The organism is Lonepinella sp. MS14435 (genome assembly GCF_042485795.1).
In the GTDB taxonomy this organism is placed as follows: domain Bacteria; phylum Pseudomonadota; class Gammaproteobacteria; order Enterobacterales; family Pasteurellaceae; genus Lonepinella.
Genome location: NZ_CP169368.1, coordinates 2,026,584 through 2,049,987, shown reverse-complemented (window position 1 = coordinate 2,049,987; position 23,404 = coordinate 2,026,584). Strand labels below are relative to the sequence as shown.

Genomic DNA, 23,404 nt, shown 5'->3' with positions numbered 1-23,404 from the left:
ATAATGAGAAAACTATGTATAGTCGAATTTTAAGCACTGGTAGTTATTTACCACAACAAGTTAGAACTAACGCCGATTTAGAAAAAATGGTAGATACCTCTGACGAATGGATTGTTACTCGTTCAGGTATTAGAGAACGCCGTATTGCAGGGGCAGATGAAACCGTTGCTACAATGGGGTATCAAGCCGCTCAAAAGGCACTTGAACAGGTAAATCTTGATCCTAATGATATTGATTTAATCGTAGTGGGGACAACTACAAATTCACATGCTTATCCCAGTGCTGCATGCCAAATTCAAACCCTATTAGACATTGATGATGCTATTGCTTTTGATGTTGCAGCGGCTTGTACAGGGTTTGTGTATGCTTTAACGGTAGCAGACCAATTTATTCGCACTGGGCAAGTAAAAAAAGCCCTAGTCATTGGTTCAGATCTTAATTCGCGTAATTTAGATGAAACTGATCGTGGTACAGTGATTTTATTTGGTGATGGTGCAGGTGCAGTGATTTTAGAAGCTAGTGAACAACAAGGTATTATATCTAGCCATTTACATTCTAGCCCTGATCACCATGAAACCTTATTATTACCGCAATCTAATCGTGGTGATGAAAAATCGGGTTTTATTCAAATGCAAGGTAACGAAACCTTTAAATTAGCCGTGCGAGAATTGGCTAATGTGGTAGAAGAAACTTTGAGAGCAAATAATTTAGATAAATCTGCTATTGACTGGTTAGTGCCACATCAAGCTAATCTACGCATTATTTCAGCAACGGCAAAAAAATTAGAAATGGATATGTCGCAAGTGGTGGTAACGCTTGATAAATATGCTAATACCAGTGCGGCAACAGTGCCAACCGCTTTAGACGAAGCAATTCGTGATGGACGTATTCAACGCGGTCAGCTTTTATTGCTTGAAGCCTTTGGTGGTGGTTGGACTTGGGGTTCGGCTTTAGTGCGTTACTAACTGTAAAAAGTGCGGTGTTTTTTTAGAATTTTTTAGAGAAGGAAAGAAAAATGAAAAAATTTGCAATGGTTTTCCCCGGTCAAGGTTCGCAAAGTGTAGGAATGTTAGCGGAATTAGCCACCGAATTTCCTGTAGTAGAACAAACGTTTAAACAGGCTTCAGAAGTGCTTGGTTATGATTTATGGCAATTAGTTCAGCAAGGTTCCGCAGAAGAATTAAACAAAACTTGGCAAACCCAACCTGCTTTACTTGCCGCTTCTGTGGCAATTTATCGTGTTTGGCAACAACAATATCCTGATCTAAAACCAGACCTTATGGCAGGACACAGTTTGGGTGAATATTCGGCATTAGTTTGTGCTGAAGCAATAGATTTCCAAGATGCAATCAAACTGGTGGAATTACGTGGTCGGTTAATGCAACAAGCCGTACCTGAGGGGACGGGAGCAATGTATGCGATTATCGGATTAGATAATGACAGTATTATCAATGCGTGTAAGGCAGCGGAACAGGGTGAAGTGGTTTCTGCAGTGAACTTTAACTCACCAGGACAAGTAGTGATTGCTGGTTCGAAAGCAGCGGTTGAGCGTGCAGCTGTGGCGTGTAAAGAAGCAGGTGCAAAACGTGCCTTACCTTTAGCGGTGAGTGTGCCATCACATTGTGCATTAATGAAACCAGCTGCTGATCAATTAGCCGTTGCTTTAGAAAGTATTGCGGTAAAATCGCCTATTACCCCAGTGATTAATAACGTTGATGTCAAAACCGAAAACGAAAGTTCAGCTATTCGCACCGCACTTGTACGCCAACTTTATAGCCCAGTACGCTGGACGGAAAGTGTAGAAAAAATGGCAAAAAGCGGTGGTGTAGAAGTCTTAGTAGAAATTGGACCGAATAAAGTATTAACTGGCTTAACAAGTCGCATTGTCAAAGATCTTACAGCGATAGCAGTCAATGATGTGAAATCATTAGAAAGCGTAAAAGAGCTATTGGCTTAATAAAATTAAAAGGAGAAATTATGCAAGGTAAAATCGCATTAGTCACAGGGGCAACTCGTGGTATTGGTAAAGCTATTGCTGAAGAATTGGTTAGCAAAGGTGCATTTGTTATTGGTACAGCTACATCTGAAAAAGGGGCTGAAAGTATTTCCGCTTATTTAGGTGAACAAGGTAAAGGTCTGGTATTAAATGTGGCAGATCAAAACTCAATAGAAGAGGTTCTAGCAAAAATTAAAGCTGAACATGGTGATATTGATATTTTAGTCAATAATGCAGGGATTACACGTGATAATCTGTTAATGCGAATGAAAGACGAAGAATGGTTTGATATTTTACAAACCAACTTAACCTCTGTGTTCTATTTATCTAAAGCGATGCTACGGTCCATGATGAAAAAACGCTTTGGACGGATTATTACCATTGGTTCTGTAGTGGGTTCAATGGGCAATGCTGGGCAAACAAATTACTGTGCAGCTAAAGCAGGCTTAATCGGTTTTAGTAAAGCATTAGCTAAAGAAGTCGCTTCGCGTGGTATTACGGTAAATGTAGTAGCACCTGGTTTTATTGCAACAGATATGACGGAAGCTCTGACTGAAGAGCAAAAAGCTGTTACGCTTGCTGCGGTGCCTGCTGGTCGTTTAGGTGATCCGAAAGATATTGCGAAAGCAGTTGCATTTTTGGCATCTGATGATGCGGGTTATATTACAGGAAATACATTGCACGTTAATGGTGGCATGTACATGGCTTAGTTTCTTACTTGCTTTTGCATGAGCAAAAGCAAGTAAGCGAAGAAAACACACTCTAATTTTGCCTACTTTTTCCATTTTGAATGGGTTTTTATCTAGCCAAACTCTTTTCTTAATGGTAGAATTAGCCTAATTGTATAGGGTTTTTGCGGTTTGACCTGTAATAAAACACTTGCAAGTTTTGTAAAAATCCATAAACTAACAACTCTCACCATTTAGGTAAATTACAATAGGAAACAAAAATGAGCATTGAAGAACGCGTAAAAAAAATCATTGTTGAACAATTAGGTGTTAAGGAAGAAGAAGTAAAATCTGAAGCTTCATTTATTGAAGATTTAGGTGCAGATTCTTTAGATACCGTTGAATTAGTAATGGCTTTAGAAGAAGAATTTGATATTGAAATTCCTGATGAAGAAGCTGAGAAAATTACCACTGTTCAATCTGCGATTGATTACGTTCAAAACAATCAATAATTTCTTTTAGGCGGTTTTAATAACCGCCTAAATTTTTTCTATTCAATTAACTTCCCTCTGCTTTCGACAATTTTGTTGTCTTTCTGGCGACTCTTCTCAAAATCTTGAATAGATTGTCCTTGTTTTAAAATATGTGGGGTAACAAAAATGACTAATTCTCGTTTCTGGTGTTTATCATTTTGTTTACGGAATAGATGTTTTACCACAGGAATATCACCTAATACAGGGACTTTATCGACACCTTTACTTAATGTATCTTGAAATACACCACCTAATACAATGGTTTCGCCATCTTTGGCAAATACTTGCGTGTTAATTTCTTGTTTATCAATGGTGATCACCTCTCCTTCACCAGATTGTACTGCTGCTCCAGGCGAATTTTGGCTGACGATAAGATCCAACAAAATGGCATTATCTTGTGAAATATGGGGAGTTACTTCTAAGCCTAATACGGCTTCACGAAATTCTACATTTTGCGAACCGCTTTTTTCGTTGGTCGATACATAAGGGATTTCAGTACCTTGTTTAATGCTCGCTGATTTTTTGTTAGTGGTAAGTAATTTGGGGCTGGCAATAATTTTGACGTTATTTTCTCGCTCAAGTGCGGTTAATTCTAAATCTAATAAACGCCCATTAATTTTTGCCACTTGTAATGCCAGCGAACCAGCAGGGGTATTGACTGCTCCGAAATTCACATTTAAATTATCTGCAATATTGCTAAAACCATTGGCAGCAAGGCTTCCTGCCACTTTATGTGAACTGCTAGTTGGATCAAATAATCCCCAACGAACCCCTAATTCTTGTAAACTTTCATCTGTAATGGTAACAATGCGAGCTTCAATCGCAATTTGTTCTATCGGTTTATCTAACTCTTTGACTAACTTGCGGATATTTTTAATAGACTGAGCATTGTCTTTCACAATTAATAAATTACTGCGATCATCAAAGCTAATGCTACCTTCCCCAGACAATAAAGATCCATTCCCAGTGGTTAAAGATTTCATCACTTCTGAGGCTTTAGCAAAATGTAATTTAAGAGTAACGGTATGCAGTGGTTCTATGATTGGGGCAGATATATCAGATATTGCAGGAAAATCACCTGTACCATCGTTTGTTGGCATATTTTCTTGATTCAGATAATAAATTCCTTTTTCTTTAATCAGGGAGAGATTTTTAATTTTTGCCACAGAATGAAATAATTGATCGAGCGTGGTATTTTCTAATTGCAAGGATAAGGTTCCTGTGAGTTCATCATTGATAATTAAATTCGCATTTTGTTCTAATGCGAGCTGTTGCAAGGTGGCTACCAATGGTGCTTGTTTTAATCGAATTGAAAAAGTGAGATCAGCGGGTTGTTCAGCATAACTGCTGGTGAAAAAAATAGCCCAAACTAAACCGCACTTTAGGCTAAACTTTAATAGATAAATCAAGGTGTTCATTGGTTATTCCTATAATTTTAAAATGATTACTTCACCAGCACTACAATCCGCTTTCCAAGTTAAGAATTCGGCTTGTGTTTTGTTGATATTTTGTAGTTGATAACTGTCTATGCCAATTAAATCATGTTCTTTGGCACTATCAATCTCACCGTTTTTATTTTGCAGTAAAATTTGTTTTCTATCTTTGAACAGTAAAATGCCGATAAGCGTTAATTGGTTAAAGGGGGTTTTAGGCATGATATTGGCGTGTTTTTGTAAACATTGGGCAGTTTGAGTTTTTGCTGTGTTGTCAGATTGAACCATGTCCTGAGTACGTTGATTTTTATCAAATGGATCCGTTTTGGCTAGAGCAACCGAACAAAATAAGGCAATAATGAGGCTAGTTATTTTTGTTAACATTTTATTTTTCTCTCTGATGTTGAGTGAAGTTTAATTGGAAGATAACATCACTTTCAATGGAATAATCAATATTTTCCGCTTTACGAATTTGTAGTGATACCAAGTGTAACGCATTGTGTTGAGCTAAAAGTGTGGTGATAAAATGGGTTAGATCGCTAAAATAACCTTGTATATGCAAGGTTAATTGTGGCTTTTGATTAAAGATCCATTGATGATTTTCAAATTGTAACGTGCCAGATAACTGTTGTACCGTTTGATTGATTGGCGGTAACTGATTAGCTAATTCAGGGGTTAGTAAATGTTGTTCCATTTGTTGTTTAATACCTTGTAATAGTTGTTGTTTATGCTCAAGATCCTGTTGAATATGGATAGTTTGTTGTTCGGTTTGGGTGAATAAATAATAATGGGATATCCCTTGAAATAACGGAAAATATAAGACAACTATCCCTAATAGGATAAAGCTGATAAGGTGTTTGCCATAGGAAAGTTTAAGCCACTTTCCCCACAAATTCTCAGGATTATTCAGTATCGTCCAGTGCATTTGGGTTCTCCATATTAATGAATTGCAACTGAAACTCAAATTGTAAAGTACCGTCAGACTGTGGTGAAAATTGTGAAAGTTTTAGTTGATTGATTTGTGGATGTTGTTTAAAAAATTGATGGATTTGTTCAAATTCTGCTTGATCGTGTGCTTTACCTTGTAAGGTGAATTGGCTGGCAGAAAATTGTAGTATTTGCAGTTCACCTTGTTCAATCGGCAATTCAGACAGTAACTGAAATAAAACGTCCACAAAATTTGATGGAATTTCCACCGCACTTTGCTTGCCGTTACGCTGTAATCGTTGCTGAAATTGCATGATTTTCTGTTCTACTTGATTCAACTGTTGCTGAATACTTTGTTGTTTTTGTAATTGTTCTGCGTATTGCAGTTGATAATAATCGGCAAATTGGGTTAAACCGAAATAACTTAACATTATCAACATGATCAACAAAGCGAGTCGCCATAATTCTTGACGACTACGTTGTTGATGTAATTCCAAACGCCAAGGCAATAAATTAATAGCCATTTTCATTTTGTTGCCAGTTTTTTTGCCAAAGTGATGCACCTAATGCGATAAGTGGTATATCAGATGTTATTCGTTGATATTTCGCATGAAACTGGATATTTTTAGCTTGTGAATATAGCCAAACATCATCGATTTTTTGCTGGTAACGTTGTGCAAATAGCTGATATAGCTCGATTAAATTAGCTTGTGAGGGATGGGATAGAATTTGCCATTCTTGCTGTGTTTGACGAAATAAAATGGTGTTTTGTTCATCTTGGTAGATAAGTAAACTATGATTTGATGGTGTAGTTTGTAGCGTATAGCAAAAGGCTCTGTATAGACAGCTCACAACCGTATCTAATACCTTGATATTTAAGGGTAGAAACTGTATCAATAAACTTTGTGCCACGATTTTCCGAACGGCAAAAATATCCAAACGTAACCCTTGCTTTAAGGGTAGGGTTATATAATCAAACCAAAGATCATCAAGGGGAATCGGTAATTCATTTTCTAGTGTATAACGGCATTGGTGATCGCATTCACTCTCGTTTAGATGATGTTGTAAGAGTAAACTTTTAAACCAAACTTGGTGTGGCAATATGGCTGTTACCCATTTGATTTCTAGCGGTCGTTGAATTTCCATTTGGTTTGAAATTTGTTCGAATAAGGTTGAGTTAATGGTATTGGGTGCATTAATATCGACACGACAAAAGTGCGGTGAATTATTCTCCACTTTATCTTGATTAAACCAAACTAATTCAAAATAATGCTGAGTAAGCCATATTCCCACTTGGATAGTAGTATTTTTTTTAATTAATTTTCCCATTTGTCATCCTTTTATTGCTATTTTTTACTTTCGCTTAAGGGTGTTAATCTTTATACTATTAGGCTAGAGTATTATCGAAAAAATGTATTAACACATTAATTAAGAGTAAATTTTGGAATGAAGATCGCAAAATTAATATTAAGTACCTTACTCACAATGGTCATATTAGGTTGTGTTTTGGTCGGTTTGGGCTATATGCATATTAAATCGGGGTTGCCAGATGTAGAAAGTTTAAAGACAGTGGAATTACAACAACCGATGCAAATTTATACGGCAGACGGTAAATTAATTGGTGAAGTGGGAGAACAACGCCGTATTCCAGTGAAATTAGCGGATGTACCAAAACAGTTAATTAACGCCATTATTGCCACTGAAGATAGCCGTTTTTATGAACATCATGGTGTGGATCCCGTGGGGATTGCTCGAGCAGTATCGGTGGCTATTAGTAATGGTGGTGCATCACAGGGGGCAAGTACGATCACCCAACAGTTAGCTCGGAACTTCTTTTTAACGCCTGAAAAAACTTTAATTCGTAAGGTTAAAGAAGCCGTGTTGGCGATTGAAATTGAAAATGCCTTAACTAAAGAAGAAATTTTAGAGTTGTATTTAAATAAAATCTATCTTGGTTATCGATCCTATGGTGTGGCAGCGGCAGCTAAAACCTATTTTGGTAAGAGTCTGAATGAATTATCTTTATCTGAAATGGCGGTTATTGCGGGTTTACCAAAAGCTCCATCTACAATGAATCCTTTATATTCCTTAAAACGTGCTACTGATCGCCGTAATCTAGTGTTAGGGCGGATGTTAGAAACCAAATTTATTACTCAAGAAGAATATAATACTGCTATTCAAGAACCTGTGGTGGCTAAATACCACGGGGCTCAATTAGATTTCCGTGCGGATTATGTGACCGAAATGGTGCGACAAGAAATGGTGAAACGCTATGGCGAAGATGTTTCTTATAATCGGGGTTACAAAGTTTATACTACGGTATTATCTCAGGATCAATATCAAGCCCAAAAAGCAGTACGTGATAATGTGATTGCCTATGATATAAGACATGGTTATCGAGGCGGTGTGATGTTATGGGGGAAAGGCGATAAGGCATGGGACCCAGAGAAAATTATTGATGAATTACGTAAATTGCCAAACTCCGAACCTTTTGTGTCAGCGGCAGTGCTTTCTACAGGTAAGGATGGGGCTAAATTATTACTTAGTTCTGGCGATAATATCACGTTAGCAAATTCTGCGATGAGTTGGGCGGGGAGTAAGGCACCAAAAACAGGAGAACAAATATGGGTGCGTAAACGTGATAATGGTGACTGGATTTTAGGGCAAATTCCTGAAGTGAATTCTGCGTTGGTGGCATTAAATAGTGATAATGGTGCGATTGAAGCCATTGTCGGTGGATTTAGTTTTGAACAAAGTAAATTTAATCGTGCTACGCAATCTTTAGTTCAAGTTGGCTCAACCATTAAACCCTTTATTTATGCGGCAGGATTAGAAAAGGGCTTAACCTTATCTAGTGTATTACAAGATAGTCCGATTGTGATTAAGAAAGCTGGTCAAAAGGAATGGAAACCCAAAAATTCGCCTGATCGTTATGACGGTCCAATGCGATTACGTGTGGGGTTAGGTCAATCAAAAAATATGATTGCGATTCGCACCATTCAGATGGCAGGTGTACCTTTTACCGCCGAATTTTTAGAGCGATTTGGTTTTAAGCGAGAGCAATATTTTGCTAGTGAATCTCTTGCCTTAGGGGCAGCATCTTTCACTCCATTAGATATGGCAAGAGCCTATGCTGTGTTTGACAATGGTGGTTTCTTAATTGAGCCTTATTTAGTCGAAAAAGTGTTGGATAATACGGGCAAAGAAATTTTTGTGGCGAATCCAAAAATTGCTTGTATAAGTTGTGATGATATTCCCGTGATTTATGGTACAACCAACGAGAAAATTGATGGTTTCCAAGTCAATGCCCAAGCGTTAGAAAATGGGGCATTGGCACGGGATAATGTGGCGAATGTTGATCCCGAAGATATTGATGTATCAGACGATAACCCAGAATTAGCAGGGAAAGATGGTAAGTTAAAGGAAGATGAATTGAGTTTTATGACAGAAAGTAAAACCCAAAATTCACAAGTGCAATATGCCCCTCGTGTTATTAGTGGCGAGCTGGCTTTCCTGATTCGTAGTGCGTTAAACACAGCTATTTTCGGTGAGAAAGGCTTAGGCTGGAAAGGCACTAGTTGGCGTATGGCGAATGAAATTAAACGTCAAGATATTGGCGGAAAAACGGGGACTACCAACAATTCTAAAGTAGCTTGGTATGCTGGATTTGGGGCGAATATTACTACTACAGTATATATTGGTTTTGATGATAATAAGCGTAATCTCGGTAAGGGGGAAGCAGGGGCGAGTAGTGCAATGCCAGCTTGGATTGCTTATATGAAGACCAGCTTGCAAGATATTCCTGAAAGAGAAACTGTAGTACCGCCAAATATTGTAGAAAAACAAATTGACACTGGTTCAGGCTTACTCTCAGCAAGTGGTGGTAGAGTGGAATATTTTATTAAAGGCACAGAACCAAAACGAGCCTTTATACAAGAAAAAGGCTATTATGTACCACCAGCGGTAATGGAACGGTTTAATAATCCAAATGGTAGTCATTTACCACCAGTGGATACGCCAAATGGTCGGCAAGAGTTGTTTTAGTTGAAGTTAAATAGCAAGTGCGGTGTAAAAAAGATAAATTTTTTACACCGCACTTTTTTTGTATCAGTTAGTGAAATAATCTACGATGATTCTTTATTCGACCACCTAGAAATTGACTGAGGAATATCACAGCAAAGATAATACTATAAACCGCAAAAATAAATACCAACCATTGCACCATGGTAAAACCTAGAAATGTCCAGTTAATTTCACTACACAGCCCTGTCGGATGGAATATTTCAGGGAACCATTTATCTAGTGGCAAGGTATTGGGAAATTCTACGGTCACAGGGCATTGATCCCAAGGGTTTGGATTAAGTTGGTAGTTGAGGTGCTTAATCGAAAGCAATAAACCTTTAATCGCTCCCCATAAGCCAAATACTAGGGCGAGTAATCGCATCAAGGTAAAGCGTGGAGCGAGTAAACCGATTAAGCCAGCAAATAGAATGCCAAATAATGCAACACGTTCATAAATGCACATTACGCAAGGATTTAATCCTATGCCGTGTTGAAAATAAAGTGCGGTCAATTCTAAACAAAATGCAGAGATAAATAATAATAACCAAATTGTTCTTTTGTTTGACAGCACTTTAATATAATTAAGCATTTAATTTCCCTTTTACAAGTCATTAGTGTGCAATAACTGGTTCAAGTGGAATGTGTGGACTTCCAATTAAACCAGCATTCATTAACCATTGTGTTACACCTGGTAGAAAATATTCTACGCTAATTAGACCGACAATCGTTAAAACAATGGTGTAAGGTAATGCCATATAGACCATTCTACCATAGGATAAACGAATTAGCGGGGCAAGTGAAGAGGTTAATAGGAATAAGAATGCAGCTTGTCCGTTTGGTGTGGCAACGGATGGCAAGTTTGTACCAGTATTAATGGCTACGGCGAGGAGTTCAAATTGTTGTGCAGAAATCGAATTTTCCATTAATGCCTGTTTGGCTTCATTGATATAAACCGTTGCTACGAAAACATTATCCGAGATAGCAGATAATAAGCCATTGAACACATAGAATAGCAGTAATTGTACATTTTCCGCTGCATTGAGTACAAAGTGAATCAGTGGAGCAAATAAGTGTTGGTCGATAATCACAGCAACAATGGAGAAAAATACTACTAATAAAGCGGTGAAAGGTAACGATTCTTGGAAAGCTCGTCCTAGCTCGTGTTCACTTGTTACTCCGCAATAAGCAGTGGTCAAAATAATGACGCTTAAACCAATTAGACCAACAGCGGCTAAATGGAAAGCTAAACCAAGTATTAACCAAATACCAACGAAAATTTGTACCAATAATTTGACTTTATCTTGTGATGTCATTTTCATTTCTTGGTTACGGTCGTATTTCGCTAATACGGACCAGACTTTACGTGGCAATCTAGCACCATAACCGAATAAGCGGAATTTTTCTACTAGAATACAAGTTAAAATACCACAGATTAGGACTGGAACGGTAACAGGTCCCATACGTAAGAAAAATTCTACAAATTTCCAACCAGATTGTTCCGCAATAATTAAGTTTTGTGGTTCACCAACCATGGTCATTACCCCACCTAATGCTGTTCCGACTGCTGCGTGCATTAATAAGCTACGTAAGAAAGCTCGGAATTCATCAAGGGTGCGGTTGTTATTGCTAATTTTATCATCATTAGTGATGTCGGTAGAATCTTCAAAAGATGCACCTGAGGCAACTTTGTGATAAACTCCATAAAATCCCATACCAACGCTAATAATTACAGCGATAACGGTTAAGGCGTCTAAGAAAGCGGAAAGAAATGCCGCACTTAAACAGAAAGAAACAGATAAAGTGATTTTAGAATGGATTCTGAGTAATAATTTGGTGAAAACATAAAGTAGTAATTGTTTCATGAAGTAAATACCTGCTACCATAAACATTAATAACAGGATAACTTCAAAATTCGCCATAATTTCGGCTTTAACATGTTCTGGGCTGGTCATTCCTATGGTAATAGCTTCAATCGCTAGCATACCACCAGGTTGTAACGGATAACATTTTAATGCCATGGCTAAGGTGAAAATAAATTCTACCACTAGTAACCAACCAGCAATAAAAGGATTGACCCAAAATATTACAGGATTGATGAGCAAAAATACTACAATGGTAACTTTATACCAGTTTGGGCTTTTACCCAAAAAGTTATTCATAAATGCTTGAACATAATTCATATAAATACATCCTTTTAAAATATGCTTTGCATATCTGTTGGTTTAAACTGATAATAGGTTGTTATTTTTACCTGTAAATAAAAAAATTGCCAGTATATTCACTCTTATTTGAGAATTTTTTTGATCTACGTTAAAGAAAAGTACCTAAATATGACAAATCAACAACTATTATTAAAAGCACAAAGTCCTGCAGCATTAGCAGAAGAATATATTGTGCAAAGTATTTGGAACAATCGTTTCCCTGCTGGATCAGATTTACCTGCAGAACGTGAGTTAGCAGACAAAATTGGGGTAACTCGCACAACCCTACGTGAAGTTTTACAACGGTTAGCCCGTGAAGGTTGGTTAAGTATCCAACATGGCAAACCCACTCATGTGAATGATATTTGGGAAACGGGAGGACCAAATATTATTAGTACGATTATTCAGCTCGATCGTGGTGTGATGCCAACTATTATTTCTAATGTAGTGTCATTACGTACTAGAATGGCGGAATATTATATTCCAGAAGCCGTTCAAATGAACCCTGAAGAATCCTTGAAAGTATTCGAAAAGTTAAATAAACTTGAAGATGATGCTCAATCCTATGCGGAATTTGATTATTATTTATTCCGTCAATTTACTTTTATTGCGAATAAACCTGTTTATGGTTTAATCTTAAACAGTTTTAAACAAATGTATCATCAAGTAGCAAAGTTATTTTTTGTTAATCCTATTTATCGCCAAATGGCTTTTATGTTTTATCAATCTTTACAACAGGCTTGCGAGATAAAAGACAGTGAACAAGTCGCCACTTGCTTGGCACAGCATCGAGAACGTAATAGTGTGATTTGGATAGATATTTTGAAGAATTTACCTGAAGATTTTGGTTTGTAATTTCACTTAAAAAACAACCATGAAAGACACCGCACTTATTGAATTATTTTTAAATGAACTGTGGTTAGAGAAAGGCTTGTCGGATAATACTATTCAATCCTACCGCCTTGATTTAACTGCACTTTCTGATTGGTCTGTGCAGCAAGCACTAACCTTGCTTGAATTAGATGCAGTTCATTTACAACAATTTCTCGGTGAACGTGTGGAAAAGGGCTATAAAGCAACCAGTACGGCTCGTTTGCTCAGTGCAATGCGGAAATTATTTCAATATTTATATCGAGAACAATATCGCCAAGATGATCCTAGTGCGGTATTAAGTTCTCCCAAATTACCAAGTCGTTTACCGAAATATTTAAGTGAAGAGCAAGTGGGGGATTTACTGGAATGCCCTAGCACCGATGAACCACTAGAATTACGTGATAAAGCTATGTTGGAGTTATTGTATGCGACAGGCTTGCGAGTTACCGAATTAGTTTCTCTAACTATGGATAATATTAGTTTACAGCAAGGTGTAGTGCGAGTAATTGGTAAAGGTAATAAAGAACGTATTGTGCCTATGGGTGAAGAAGCGAGTTATTGGGTGAATCAATTTGTGTTATATGGTCGTCCGATGTTATTGAATGGACAGAGTTCAGATGTGGTTTTTCCAAGCAAAAGAGCAGTGCAAATGACTCGGCAAACTTTCTGGCATAGGATCAAACATTATGCGATTTTAGCAGAAATTAATACCGAAAGTCTTTCACCTCATGTTCTGCGTCATGCTTTTGCTACGCATTTAGTCAATCATGGGGCAGATCTTCGGGTAGTACAAATGTTACTTGGGCATAGTGATCTATCAACTACACAAATTTATACTCATGTGGCGAAAGAACGCTTGAAACTTTTACATGAAAAATTCCACCCTCGTGGTTAAATAATGTGGAGAAAATACGCAAAACATAAAATAAATTTTGCTTTAAGGTTGAAAACATAGGGCATTTATTGCGATAATTCCACAGTTTTGGTGATCCTTTTTTATCGTTGATAATTTTTACGATATGGGATTAATTTTTTTACTTTAAATAATAGACGAAAAGAATAACAATGGCAGAAAAACGTAATATTTTTTTAGTTGGTCCAATGGGGGCAGGAAAAAGCACTATTGGTCGCCAGTTGGCACAGCAACTAAGTATGGAATTTGTTGATTCCGATAATGAAATTGAAGCTCGGGCAGGGGCTGATATTGGCTGGATTTTTGATATTGAAGGCGAAGCAGGTTTTCGTAAGCGTGAAGAACGGATTATTAGCGAATTAACGCAACGGCAAGGCATTGTACTCTCAACTGGGGGGGGGGCAGTGCTTTCTAAAGATACGCGTAATCATCTCTCTGCGCGTGGTATCGTTATTTATCTACAAACAACGGTAGATAAACAATATGAACGAACTCAACGTGATAAGAAACGCCCATTACTACAAGGGGTCGATGATGTTCGTCAAGTGTTGGAAGATTTAGCCGAAGTGCGTAATCCATTATATGAAGAGGTGGCAGATATTGTCTTGCCAACTGATGAGCAAAGTGCGAAATTGATGGCTAATCAAATTATTGATTTGATTGATAATTTCCAAGGTTAATCATTCTTAAAACAATTTAATAGGTGCAATATGTTGACTGTCAATGTTGAATTAAAAGAACGCCGTTATCCAATTTGCATTGGCGAGAATTTGCTAAAAGATCCTACCGTTTATCCGTTGAAATCAGGCGATAAAGTGATGATCGTCAGCAATGAAACGATTGCACCTTTATATTTAGCGACAGTTACGCAAACCCTAGAAAAAATCGGTTGTAACGTGAATTCAGTATTATTGCCTGACGGTGAAAAATACAAAACTTTACAATCTTTAGATTTAATTTTCACCGCACTTTTAAAACAAAATCATGGACGAGATACCACATTGATTGCATTGGGGGGCGGTGTAATTGGTGATGTTGCTGGTTATGCTGCAGCTAGCTATCAACGTGGCATTAAATTCATTCAAATCCCTACTACCTTATTGGCTCAAGTCGATTCTTCCGTGGGAGGAAAAACAGCCGTCAATCACCCGTTAGGTAAAAATATGATCGGAGCATTTTATCAACCGATCACCGTGATTATTGATACTTTAACCCTAAATACGTTGCCAAAACGAGAAGTTAATGCGGGTTTGGCGGAAGTCATTAAATACGGGGCAATTTTAGATTTAGCGTTTTTTGATTGGTTGGAACAACACATTGATCAGCTAGTGGCATTAAAACAAGATGAATTGCAATATTGTATAGCTCGCTGTTGTCAAATCAAAGCCGATGTTGTGGCTCGTGATGAAACAGAAAAAGGTGACCGTGCCTTATTAAATCTGGGGCATACATTCGGGCATGCCATTGAAACCCATTTAGGCTATGGTAATTGGTTACATGGTGAAGCGATTGCCGCAGGAATGATGATGGCTGCTGCCTTATCCGAGCAACTAGGTCATATCAGCAAAGCTGAGATAGGGCGTTTAGAAAAATTATTAGCTCGAGCCAATTTACCCACTGTTAGCCCTGACACAATGCAGCCAGAAGATTATTTACCCCACATGATGCGTGATAAAAAAGTGTTAGCTGGCAAACTTCGCCTCGTATTATTAAAAACTTTAGGACAAGCCTATGTAGCAACAGACACCGATAAATCTTTGGTGTTGGCTGCAATTTCTGCTTGTACTCAAACCAATTAATCTTTTTTCCTATAAATATGGCAAAACAGGCGAAAAAATCAGTTAAAGAGGTCAAAAAATATCGTTCCTTTTTAAAATGGGCGGGAGGAAAATACCGCTTAACCGATGACATTAATCGCCTGTTGCCAAAACGTAAACAATGTCTTATTGAGCCTTTTGTCGGGGCTGGGTCGGTGTTTCTGAATAGTCAATTTGAGCGTTATATTTTAGCGGATATTAATCCAGATCTGATTAATCTGTTCAATACCATTAAAGCTGATGTTGAAAACTACATAGATAGCCTAAAACCGATTTTTTTTCACCCAGATGCTAACACTGCCAACTATTATTACGCACGGCGTGATGAATTTAATCAATCGACTGATCCTTTCTTACGCTCGGTATTATTTGTTTATTTAAACCGTTTTGGCTTTAACGGTTTATGCCGTTACAATGCTAGAAATGAATTTAATGTCCCCTTTGGTTCGTATAAAAATCACTATTTCCCCGAACAAGAAATGCGTTATTTTGCTGAGAAAGCAAAAAGTGCGGTGTTTATTTGCGGAGATTTTCAACAAACCTTTGCTTTGGCTGACGAAAATTCAGTGATCTATTGTGATCCACCTTATGCCCCTTTAGTACAAGCGAGTAATTTCACCCAGTATTCAGGCAATGATTTTAGCGTAGTACATCAACAAGCGTTAGCGGATTTAGCCAAACAAACCCAAACAGAGCGAAATATCCCCGTGCTGATTTCTAATCATGATACTAAATTTATCCGACAAATTTATAAAGGAGCAAGTTTACGGAAAATTCGCGTTCAACGTTCTATCAGTCATCAATCTGCTAGTCGAGTGAAAGTTGGGGAAATTATTGCTTTTTTTAAGGTAAAATAAATATTACAAAATATTTATTTTATTTATTTTTAACGTAAATTTGTAATATATATTTCCTATTGTGGCTAAATTTGATACAATTTGTATTGTAAGACGATACTTAAGGAGAGTTTTATGATACATAACCAATATCCAGCACCCTATTTACAACCAGCCACTGCGATACCTATGTTACTTTGCGATTTTTATAAAGTATCACATCGTGAACAATATCCTGAACACTCTGAAATTATTTATAGCACTTTTACACCTCGCAGCAATCACTTAGCTCCACATTTGGATAGAGCAGTTTCCTTTGGTTTTCAATCGTTTATTGTTAAATATCTGATAAATTATTTTAACCAAAACTTTTTTGCTCGCCCAAAACAGCAAGTAGTTGACGAATATATTAAATTTATTCACCGCACTTTAGCCATTCAAACCACAGGCGAACATATTGCTCAATTACATGATCTAGGTTATTTACCATTACGCATTAAAGCTATTCCCGAGGGGCTTTCCGTAGCAATGCGAGTGCCGATGATGACGATTGAAAATACCCATAAGGATTTTTTCTGGTTGACAAACTATGTGGAAACCTTGATTAATGTATCCTTATGGCAACCAATTACCTCCGCTTCGATTGCGAGAGTTTATCGAAAAACCTTATTGCAATATGCCAAACAAACCTGTGATAACAACGCTCATATTGCTTTTCAATCCCATGATTTTTCTATGCGAGGCATGAGTTCCTTGGAAAGTGCCGAAACATCAGGAGCAGGACATTTAACTGCGTTTTTAGGTACAGACACTATTCCAGCCATTTCCTATGTAGATTATTATTATGGTAGTCAAGCATTAGTTGGCACCTCTATTCCCGCCAGTGAACATTCAGTGATGAGTTCCCACGGTGTAGATGAATTGCCAACTTTTCGTTATTTAATGGCAAAATTTCCCAATAATATGCTGTCTATCGTGGCAGATACCACAGATTTTTGGCATAACATTGCGGTAAATTTACCTATTCTGAAAGATGAAATAATGGCTCGCCCTGAACACGCTCGTGTTGTGATCCGCCCTGATAGTGGTGATGCCATGGATATTTTATGTGGCAATTTACAAGCTGAAACCGAGGTAGAACGCAAAGGGCTAGTGGAAAGCCTATGGGATATTTTCGGTGGCACGCTGAATAGTAAAGGCTATAAAGTTTTAGATCCGCATATTGGCGTAATTTATGGTGACGGCGTAAACTTTGAGAAAATGGTGAATATTCTTAATGGATTGAAAGAAAAAGGTTTTGCTTCAAGTAATATTGTATTCGGTGTCGGTTCTCGCACTTACCAAAGTAACACCAGAGATACCTTAGGTTTTGCAGTAAAAGCCACTTCGATTACCATTAATGGTGTAGAAAAAGCGATTTTTAAAGCCCCCAAAACGGATAATGGCTTGAAAAAATCCCAACGGGGACGCGTTAAGGTGCTGGATTTAGATCATTATATTGATGGTTTAACCGCAGAAAGTGATTTTAGCGATGATAAATTACAGCTTATTTTCGAAAACGGTAAATTACATAATCATACTGATTTTGACCAAATTCGTCAGCATACGATGTTTGATGAGTAAATGAGAGGGGCAAAGTGCGGTGTGAAATATCGCACTTTAGTTTGTTTTGTTTAACTCAGGATTGATAGTAAATTTTAATTGCGTAATTTCTGGCATATCTTGCTGAACGTACTGTAACAATTCATTTTGATGAAACAACAAACCTTGTCGCACCATTGCGTTGGTAACTTCAATATTTAGACTATTCTCAGTGAAATTTGCCAGACGATACAATCCCTTGAACTGGGGGGGGAAGCGTTTTTCTAACTTTTTATTTAATTCATTAATAAATAAGCCTTTTTTCATTATTTTGGCAAGCTCGGAGGTGTTTAATAGATCCTTGATATTTACGGCTTTTTGATAGCGTTTTTGTGTCATAGCTTGTTTTCTCGTCAATCACCCATATATTTAACGACATTCTAACGGATTTTCGGTATAATTTGACTAATTTTTTATGAGATAACAGAGAATAATGATTTTAACAAAGGGTAAGCACAATTTTTGGTCGCAATTACTGGTTAGTATGATTGCGATTTTTGCTTTGCCTGATGTTCAGGTGACGGATCGCATAAACGAGTATCCGCAAGAATATCAAAATCAATCTAATCAACAGCAAGTGTTGCGTGCAATTTATCAAATTAAACAGCAAAATCTATCTCTCACTTATCCTGCACAACCTGCTGTTATTTCAAAAAAATTTGTTAAATTTACACCGCACTTTGTGGCAAAGGTTTTTGCCGAATATGCCCCTATTCGTGGTAGCCCTTTCGCATAATTTTTGATTTATCTTTATTTTCCCGCTTTTGATATAAACAAAGGCTCAATATTTTTTATTAAGAGAAACAGAATTATGTTAAGTACTATTGCGACCAAAATTTTTGGTAGTCGAAATGAGCGTGTATTACGCCGTTTAAATAAACAAGTTAAAAAAATCAATGCGTTAGAACCTGCCTTTGAAGCCTTGAGTGATGATGAACTGCGGTCAAAAACTGCCGAGTTTCGTCAACGTTTGAGCCAAGGCGAAACCCTAGAACAATTATTACCCGAAGCCTTTGCTACGGTGCGAGAAGCCTGTAAACGAACCCTTGGTATGCGTCCGTTTGATGTGCAATTAGTGGGTGGTATGGTGTTAACTGATCGTAATATTGCGGAAATGCGTACGGGGGAAGGGAAAACCTTAACCGCCACCTTACCTTGCTATCTCAATGCGTTAACTGGTAAAGGCGTGCATGTGGTAACGGTGAACGATTATTTGGCTCGCCGTGATGCGGAAACCAATCGTCCATTGTTTGAATTTCTAGGAATGACCGTTGCGGTCAATGTGCCAGGCTTGCCGCCAGAAGTAAAACGTGAAGCCTATCAAGCGGATATTACTTATGCCACTAACAGTGAATTGGGCTTTGACTATTTGCGAGATAATTTGGCACATTCAGCAGCAGAACGTTTTCAACGTCCATTACATTATGCCTTAGTCGATGAAGTGGATTCCATTTTAATTGATGAAGCACGTACACCGTTAATTATTTCAGGTCCAGCCGAAGATAGTTCTGAATTATATATTGCTATCAATAAATTAGTTCCAATTCTGATTGAACAAGAGAAAGAAGATAGTGATGAATTTCAAGGCGAAGGGGATTATTCCTTAGACTTGAAACACAAGCAAGTGAATATGACCGAACGGGGTCAAGAAAAATGTGAGCAATGGCTGATTGAGCAAGGTTTAATGGGCGAAAATGAGAGTCTGTATTCGCCACAACGTTTAGGTTTGGTACATCATATTAATGCCGCATTACGCGCGCATACCTTATTCCAAAAAGATGTGGATTATGTGGTGAAAGATGGTGAGATTGTGATCGTGGATGAACACACGGGGCGGACTATGGCAGGTCGCCGTTGGTCTGACGGTTTGCATCAAGCGATTGAAGCCAAAGAGGGTGTGAAAATTCAAGGGGAAAACCAAACTGTTGCTTCTATTACCTACCAAAATTATTTCCGTTTATACGAAAAATTGGCGGGTATGACGGGGACGGCAGATACAGAAGCATTTGAATTTCAACAAATTTATGGCTTAGAAACCGTGGTTATCCCGACCAATCGTCCAATGATCCGTGATGACCGTACTGATGTGATGTTTGAAACTGAGCAATATAAATTTGATGCGATTATTGAAGACATCAAAGATTGTGTGGCACGTCAACAGCCTGTTTTGGTGGGAACTGTGTCTATTGAGAAATCTGAATTGCTATCAAAAGAACTGAAAAAAGCAGGTATTCCGCATAATGTGTTAAATGCCAAATTCCATGCTCAAGAAGCGGAAATTGTGGCAAATGCAGGTTATCCAGGGGCTGTTACCATAGCGACAAACATGGCTGGGCGTGGTACGGATATTGTATTAGGCGGTAACTGGAAAGCAGAAATTGATAAATTAGAAAATCCAACTCCAGAACAGATTGAAGCCATTAAATCAGCTTGGCAACAACGTCATGATATTGTGATGCAAGCGGGCGGTTTACATATTATCGGTACAGAACGTCATGAATCACGCCGTATTGACAACCAGTTGCGTGGTCGTTCAGGTCGTCAAGGTGACCCAGGTTCATCTCGTTTTTACCTCTCATTAGATGATGCGTTAATGCGGATTTATTTAAATGAAGGTAAATTGAATATGATGCGTAAAGCCTTTAGTACACAAGGCGAAGCTATGGAATCGAAATTATTGGCGAAAGTCATTGCATCGGCTCAAGCGAAAGTAGAAGCCTATAACTTTGATGGACGTAAAAACCTATTGCAATATGATGATGTAGCGAACGATCAACGTCATGCAATTTATGCTCAACGTAATGAGCTATTAGATAACGGAGATGTATCCGAAGCCATTGCTGCGATTCGATCTGATGTGTTTAACGCTGTGATTGATGAATATGTTCCACCGCAATCTTTGGAAGAACAATGGGATATTCCAGCCCTAGAAACACGTTTACGTCAAGACTTTGCCTTGGATTTACCGATTCAACAATGGTTAGAAGAAGATAATCAATTTAATGAAGATACTCTGCGTGAAAGAGTGGTGGAATCTGCTGTTAATGAATATCAACGTAAAGAGCAGATGGTGGGCGAAGAAACCATGCGTAATTTTGAAAAAGGCATCATGTTACAAACCCTTGATGAACTTTGGAAAGAACATTTAGCCGCCATGGATCGTTTACGTCAAGGTATTCATTTACGTAGTTATGCACAAAAAGATCCAAAACAAGAATATAAAAAAGAATCTTTTGCCATGTTTACTGAAATGCTAGATGCGTTGAAAATGAGTGTGGTGAAAACCTTAAGCCGTGTACAAGTACGTTCTGCTGAAGAAGTAGAGCAAGCTCAACAACAGCAACAACAAATGGCAGAGCGTCAAGCCGAAGCGAGAGAATACAACGGAGCAACTGAAGAAGTGAACGAAAAAGTGGCACTTGCGGAGAGTGAACGCAAAATTGGTCGTAATGAACCTTGTCCTTGTGGTTCGGGCAAGAAATATAAACATTGTCATGGTAATCGGGCTAGCCACGCTTAATTTCTAATATAAAATGACCACAACTTTTGAGCAGAATGTTGCTCTGATTGAGCAATATCTGCAAGCAAATGCACTTCAACAAGCACAAGAATTATTACAATTCTTGTGCGATTCCCCTTTGCGAAATGAAGCATTAAGCGATAATCAGCAAGCCTTGTTATGGATTTTGTTAGCAAAATTCTATTGTGCGAATGATAATATTGAGCAAATGTATGTGGTTTTGCAAAATGCGGAAAAATATACGCCAACACCAGAGCTGTTTTATCTCAAAGGAAAATATTTTGAAAAAACAGGGCAATATAAACAATCCTTTTGCTGTTATAAAAAGGCATTTGATTTGCAAAATGAAACCCAACGAAAACATAATCTTGATTATCAATATTCTTACATTCGTTTAATGCAAAAATGTGCTGAAAGTTTAACTGGAATGGTGGAAGTCGTCAGCAATTATGATCGTTTTATTTTATCTTATCCAAATATCCCAGAAGCCTATCACCAGCGTTCCGAACAATTAAAAAATCTTGGTCTATATGATTTAGCTTTAAGAGATGCAGAAAAAAGTTTATCTTTAAAGCCTGATTTTGCTCTTGCGTGGTGTAACAAAGCCTTTATTCTCAACATATTGGGACATTATAAGGAAGGTTGGCAAGCCTATGAATGGCGTTGGAAAGTAGATATTGATACCTTTAAGCAGCCTGATTGGAATTTAACTCGCTGGCAAGGTGAAAATATTGGACAAGCTAAATTATTGATTTATGCCGAACAAGGGTTAGGCGATAATATCCAATTTGTACGTTATGCTATTTTAGCCAAACAGAAAGGATTAAATATCGTTGTGGTTAATCATCTTCCTGTTGAGAAATTAATTAATACCAATTTGGCTCGTTATGGTATTACCACTTCAAATAATGGACAAACTATCAATGGATTAAGTTATTATGTACCAATGATGAGTTTGCCTTATTATTTTGCTACTGAGCTGGATACTATTCCTTGTACCACCGCTTATTTGCAAGCAGAAGATGATGCAACTGCTAGGTGGCAGCAGAAATTACCAGCAACTAATATATTGAAAATTGGCATTGTGTGGTCTGGTTCGGCAGGACACGAGCGTAATCGTTTTCGGAGTTTAGCTTTGAGCCAACTTATGCCTTTATTCAAGTTAAATGCTCAATTTCATTGTTTACAAAAAGAAATTAACCAACAAGATCTTGAATTAGCCTTAAAAATTGATAATCTTTATCTATGGCATAAGCATTTAGATAGTTTTTCAGATACGGCAGGTTTAGTTAGTCAGCTAGATTTAATTATCAGTGTTGATACCGCAGTAGCTCATTTAGCTGGAGCAATGGGAAAGCCAACTTGGATTTTATTAACTTATCATCCTGATTTTCGTTGGCTTATTGATCGAGAAGATAGCCCTTGGTATCAAAGTGTACGCTTATTTCGTCAACGCATGGATTTACAATGGGACTCTGTGATTGAGCAAGTTTATCAACAGTTATCCGCCAAAATACAGGAATCTAATTATGCCTAAACCATTAGTGCAGGTTGCAGCAGGTATTATTCGTAATGAATTTGGACAAATTTATCTAACACAACGACTTGAGGGGCAAGATTTTTCTCAATCTCTTGAGTTTCCAGGGGGCAAAGTCGATCAAGGCGAAACACCAGAGCAAGCCTTGAAACGTGAAATTGAAGAAGAAATTGGTTTGCATGTGCTAAGTGCGGTGCTTTTTGAGCAATTTTTATTTGAGTATCCGACTAAGATTATTAGCTTCTATTTCTACTTAGTGGAAGAGTGGGTAGGTGAGCCTTTTGGACGTGAAGGACAAGAGGGGTTTTGGCTTGCACAAAATGATCTTGATGCGGGATTATTTCCACCAGCGAATGCAAAGCTGATTGCTCGTTTAAAAGCGGAAAGTGAATCAGTAAATTAAAATGCTTTGATCTTCTATGGACATTAAACGATTAAAATATTTTT

23 protein-coding genes are annotated in these 23,404 nt (G+C 37.7%); 15 read left to right on the top strand and 8 right to left on the bottom strand.

What is annotated here, in order from left to right; genetic code table 11:
• Positions 1-14 precede the first annotated feature (14 nt).
• The 4 genes from O1Q80_RS09705 (at position 15) to acpP (ending at position 3,176) form a co-directional block, all read left to right on the top strand.
• Positions 15-965, top strand: a complete 951-nt coding sequence (locus O1Q80_RS09705) for a beta-ketoacyl-ACP synthase III (RefSeq protein WP_386694760.1) — start codon at positions 15-17, stop codon at positions 963-965.
• A 50-nt stretch (positions 966-1,015) separates the two neighbouring features.
• Positions 1,016-1,957, top strand: a complete 942-nt coding sequence (fabD, locus tag O1Q80_RS09700; RefSeq protein ID WP_386694758.1) for an ACP S-malonyltransferase — start codon at positions 1,016-1,018, stop codon at positions 1,955-1,957.
• Positions 1,958-1,977: 20 nt separating this feature from the next.
• Positions 1,978-2,706 carry a 3-oxoacyl-ACP reductase FabG gene (gene fabG, locus O1Q80_RS09695; protein ID WP_386687367.1) on the top strand — a complete coding sequence of 243 codons (729 nt, stop codon included), beginning with the start codon at positions 1,978-1,980 and terminating at the stop codon, positions 2,704-2,706.
• A 239-nt stretch (positions 2,707-2,945) separates the two neighbouring features.
• Complete coding sequence (gene acpP, locus O1Q80_RS09690) at positions 2,946-3,176, top strand: acyl carrier protein (protein WP_115637124.1); 231 nt, start codon at positions 2,946-2,948, stop codon at positions 3,174-3,176.
• A gap of 38 nt (positions 3,177-3,214) precedes the next feature.
• Here the strand turns inward: acpP and O1Q80_RS09685 are convergent, their stop codons facing one another.
• From O1Q80_RS09685 to O1Q80_RS09665, 5 genes are read right to left on the bottom strand one after another with little or no spacing between them, the layout of a single operon-like run.
• Entirely contained in the window at positions 3,215-4,615 is a 1,401-nt protein-coding gene (locus O1Q80_RS09685; RefSeq protein WP_386694756.1) for a type IV pilus secretin PilQ, read from the bottom strand.
• 9 nt (positions 4,616-4,624) lie between these two features.
• Positions 4,625-5,014, bottom strand: coding sequence for a pilus assembly protein PilP (locus O1Q80_RS09680; protein ID WP_386694754.1), 390 nt, complete (start codon positions 5,012-5,014; stop codon positions 4,625-4,627).
• Between the two features lies 1 nt (position 5,015).
• Positions 5,016-5,555 (bottom strand): competence protein, encoded by a 540-nt coding sequence (locus O1Q80_RS09675; protein WP_386694753.1) that lies wholly within the window; start codon positions 5,553-5,555, stop codon positions 5,016-5,018.
• Positions 5,533-6,087 carry a competence protein B gene (locus O1Q80_RS09670; RefSeq protein ID WP_386694752.1) on the bottom strand — a complete coding sequence of 185 codons (555 nt, stop codon included), beginning with the start codon at positions 6,085-6,087 and terminating at the stop codon, positions 5,533-5,535. Before O1Q80_RS09670 ends, O1Q80_RS09675 begins: the two co-directional genes overlap by 23 nt.
• The gene (locus tag O1Q80_RS09665; RefSeq protein ID WP_386694750.1) at positions 6,071-6,886 is read right to left on the bottom strand and encodes a hypothetical protein; all 816 of its coding nucleotides are present in this window, start codon (positions 6,884-6,886) and stop codon (positions 6,071-6,073) included. Before O1Q80_RS09665 ends, O1Q80_RS09670 begins: the two co-directional genes overlap by 17 nt.
• A 117-nt stretch (positions 6,887-7,003) precedes the next feature.
• Between O1Q80_RS09665 and O1Q80_RS09660 the strand changes: the two genes are divergently transcribed.
• On the top strand, positions 7,004-9,601 hold the full coding sequence (locus O1Q80_RS09660; RefSeq protein ID WP_386694748.1) for a penicillin-binding protein 1A: 2,598 nt from the start codon (positions 7,004-7,006) through the stop codon (positions 9,599-9,601).
• Between the two features lie 67 nt (positions 9,602-9,668).
• Here O1Q80_RS09660 and dsbB read toward each other — a convergent pair whose 3' ends face one another.
• Positions 9,669-10,208: a disulfide bond formation protein DsbB gene (gene dsbB, locus O1Q80_RS09655; RefSeq protein WP_386694746.1), complete on the bottom strand. Its 540-nt coding sequence runs from the start codon at positions 10,206-10,208 to the stop codon at positions 9,669-9,671.
• Positions 10,209-10,230: 22 nt separating this feature from the next.
• Positions 10,231-11,799, bottom strand: coding sequence for a sodium/proton antiporter NhaB (gene nhaB, locus O1Q80_RS09650; protein ID WP_386694744.1), 1,569 nt, complete (start codon positions 11,797-11,799; stop codon positions 10,231-10,233).
• A 150-nt stretch (positions 11,800-11,949) separates the two neighbouring features.
• Between nhaB and fadR the strand changes: the two genes are divergently transcribed.
• The 6 genes from fadR (at position 11,950) to O1Q80_RS09620 (ending at position 17,882) form a co-directional block, all read left to right on the top strand.
• Positions 11,950-12,675 carry a fatty acid metabolism transcriptional regulator FadR gene (fadR, locus tag O1Q80_RS09645; protein WP_386694742.1) on the top strand — a complete coding sequence of 242 codons (726 nt, stop codon included), beginning with the start codon at positions 11,950-11,952 and terminating at the stop codon, positions 12,673-12,675.
• Positions 12,676-12,694: 19 nt separating this feature from the next.
• Positions 12,695-13,588 (top strand): site-specific tyrosine recombinase XerD, encoded by an 894-nt coding sequence (gene xerD / locus O1Q80_RS09640; RefSeq protein WP_386687346.1) that lies wholly within the window; start codon positions 12,695-12,697, stop codon positions 13,586-13,588.
• A gap of 170 nt (positions 13,589-13,758) precedes the next feature.
• Positions 13,759-14,286, top strand: a complete 528-nt coding sequence (aroK, locus tag O1Q80_RS09635) for a shikimate kinase AroK (protein WP_386687344.1) — start codon at positions 13,759-13,761, stop codon at positions 14,284-14,286.
• Between the two features lie 30 nt (positions 14,287-14,316).
• On the top strand, positions 14,317-15,405 hold the full coding sequence (aroB, locus tag O1Q80_RS09630) for a 3-dehydroquinate synthase (RefSeq protein WP_386694741.1): 1,089 nt from the start codon (positions 14,317-14,319) through the stop codon (positions 15,403-15,405).
• A gap of 17 nt (positions 15,406-15,422) precedes the next feature.
• On the top strand, positions 15,423-16,280 hold the full coding sequence (locus O1Q80_RS09625; protein ID WP_386687340.1) for a Dam family site-specific DNA-(adenine-N6)-methyltransferase: 858 nt from the start codon (positions 15,423-15,425) through the stop codon (positions 16,278-16,280).
• A gap of 114 nt (positions 16,281-16,394) precedes the next feature.
• On the top strand, positions 16,395-17,882 hold the full coding sequence (locus O1Q80_RS09620) for a nicotinate phosphoribosyltransferase (protein WP_386694739.1): 1,488 nt from the start codon (positions 16,395-16,397) through the stop codon (positions 17,880-17,882).
• Between the two features lie 36 nt (positions 17,883-17,918).
• Here O1Q80_RS09620 and O1Q80_RS09615 read toward each other — a convergent pair whose 3' ends face one another.
• Entirely contained in the window at positions 17,919-18,239 is a 321-nt protein-coding gene (locus O1Q80_RS09615; protein WP_386694737.1) for a DciA family protein, read from the bottom strand.
• Positions 18,240-18,333: 94 nt separating this feature from the next.
• Here O1Q80_RS09615 and secM point away from each other — a divergent pair, with 94 nt between their 5' ends.
• From secM to mutT, 4 genes are all read left to right on the top strand, one after another.
• Positions 18,334-18,636 carry a secA translation cis-regulator SecM gene (gene secM / locus O1Q80_RS09610; RefSeq protein WP_386687334.1) on the top strand — a complete coding sequence of 101 codons (303 nt, stop codon included), beginning with the start codon at positions 18,334-18,336 and terminating at the stop codon, positions 18,634-18,636.
• A 75-nt stretch (positions 18,637-18,711) separates the two neighbouring features.
• Entirely contained in the window at positions 18,712-21,420 is a 2,709-nt protein-coding gene (gene secA / locus O1Q80_RS09605) for a preprotein translocase subunit SecA (RefSeq protein ID WP_386694735.1), read from the top strand.
• A gap of 13 nt (positions 21,421-21,433) precedes the next feature.
• On the top strand, positions 21,434-22,957 hold the full coding sequence (locus O1Q80_RS09600) for a glycosyltransferase family 9 protein (protein ID WP_386694733.1): 1,524 nt from the start codon (positions 21,434-21,436) through the stop codon (positions 22,955-22,957).
• On the top strand, positions 22,950-23,360 hold the full coding sequence (gene mutT / locus O1Q80_RS09595) for an 8-oxo-dGTP diphosphatase MutT (RefSeq protein ID WP_386694732.1): 411 nt from the start codon (positions 22,950-22,952) through the stop codon (positions 23,358-23,360). Before O1Q80_RS09600 ends, mutT begins: the two co-directional genes overlap by 8 nt.
• Positions 23,361-23,404: the final 44 nt, after the last annotated feature.

Coding starts and splice junctions, on each gene's coding strand:
- fabG (WP_386687367.1), top strand. CDS start 1,978: ATGCAAGGTAAAATCGCATTAGTCACAGGGGCAACTCGTGGTATTGGT.
- fadR (WP_386694742.1), top strand. CDS start 11,950: ATGACAAATCAACAACTATTATTAAAAGCACAAAGTCCTGCAGCATTA.
- acpP (WP_115637124.1), top strand. CDS start 2,946: ATGAGCATTGAAGAACGCGTAAAAAAAATCATTGTTGAACAATTAGGT.
- O1Q80_RS09680 (WP_386694754.1), bottom strand. CDS start 5,014: ATGTTAACAAAAATAACTAGCCTCATTATTGCCTTATTTTGTTCGGTT.
- secA (WP_386694735.1), top strand. CDS start 18,712: ATGTTAAGTACTATTGCGACCAAAATTTTTGGTAGTCGAAATGAGCGT.
- O1Q80_RS09620 (WP_386694739.1), top strand. CDS start 16,395: ATGATACATAACCAATATCCAGCACCCTATTTACAACCAGCCACTGCG.
- mutT (WP_386694732.1), top strand. CDS start 22,950: ATGCCTAAACCATTAGTGCAGGTTGCAGCAGGTATTATTCGTAATGAA.
- secM (WP_386687334.1), top strand. CDS start 18,334: ATGATTTTAACAAAGGGTAAGCACAATTTTTGGTCGCAATTACTGGTT.
- aroK (WP_386687344.1), top strand. CDS start 13,759: ATGGCAGAAAAACGTAATATTTTTTTAGTTGGTCCAATGGGGGCAGGA.
- O1Q80_RS09675 (WP_386694753.1), bottom strand. CDS start 5,555: ATGCACTGGACGATACTGAATAATCCTGAGAATTTGTGGGGAAAGTGG.
- O1Q80_RS09600 (WP_386694733.1), top strand. CDS start 21,434: ATGACCACAACTTTTGAGCAGAATGTTGCTCTGATTGAGCAATATCTG.
- O1Q80_RS09705 (WP_386694760.1), top strand. CDS start 15: ATGTATAGTCGAATTTTAAGCACTGGTAGTTATTTACCACAACAAGTT.
- nhaB (WP_386694744.1), bottom strand. CDS start 11,799: ATGAATTATGTTCAAGCATTTATGAATAACTTTTTGGGTAAAAGCCCA.
- O1Q80_RS09665 (WP_386694750.1), bottom strand. CDS start 6,886: ATGGGAAAATTAATTAAAAAAAATACTACTATCCAAGTGGGAATATGG.
- O1Q80_RS09670 (WP_386694752.1), bottom strand. CDS start 6,087: ATGAAAATGGCTATTAATTTATTGCCTTGGCGTTTGGAATTACATCAA.
- aroB (WP_386694741.1), top strand. CDS start 14,317: ATGTTGACTGTCAATGTTGAATTAAAAGAACGCCGTTATCCAATTTGC.
- O1Q80_RS09685 (WP_386694756.1), bottom strand. CDS start 4,615: ATGAACACCTTGATTTATCTATTAAAGTTTAGCCTAAAGTGCGGTTTA.
- fabD (WP_386694758.1), top strand. CDS start 1,016: ATGAAAAAATTTGCAATGGTTTTCCCCGGTCAAGGTTCGCAAAGTGTA.
- O1Q80_RS09660 (WP_386694748.1), top strand. CDS start 7,004: ATGAAGATCGCAAAATTAATATTAAGTACCTTACTCACAATGGTCATA.
- O1Q80_RS09625 (WP_386687340.1), top strand. CDS start 15,423: ATGGCAAAACAGGCGAAAAAATCAGTTAAAGAGGTCAAAAAATATCGT.
- dsbB (WP_386694746.1), bottom strand. CDS start 10,208: ATGCTTAATTATATTAAAGTGCTGTCAAACAAAAGAACAATTTGGTTA.
- xerD (WP_386687346.1), top strand. CDS start 12,695: ATGAAAGACACCGCACTTATTGAATTATTTTTAAATGAACTGTGGTTA.
- O1Q80_RS09615 (WP_386694737.1), bottom strand. CDS start 18,239: ATGACACAAAAACGCTATCAAAAAGCCGTAAATATCAAGGATCTATTA.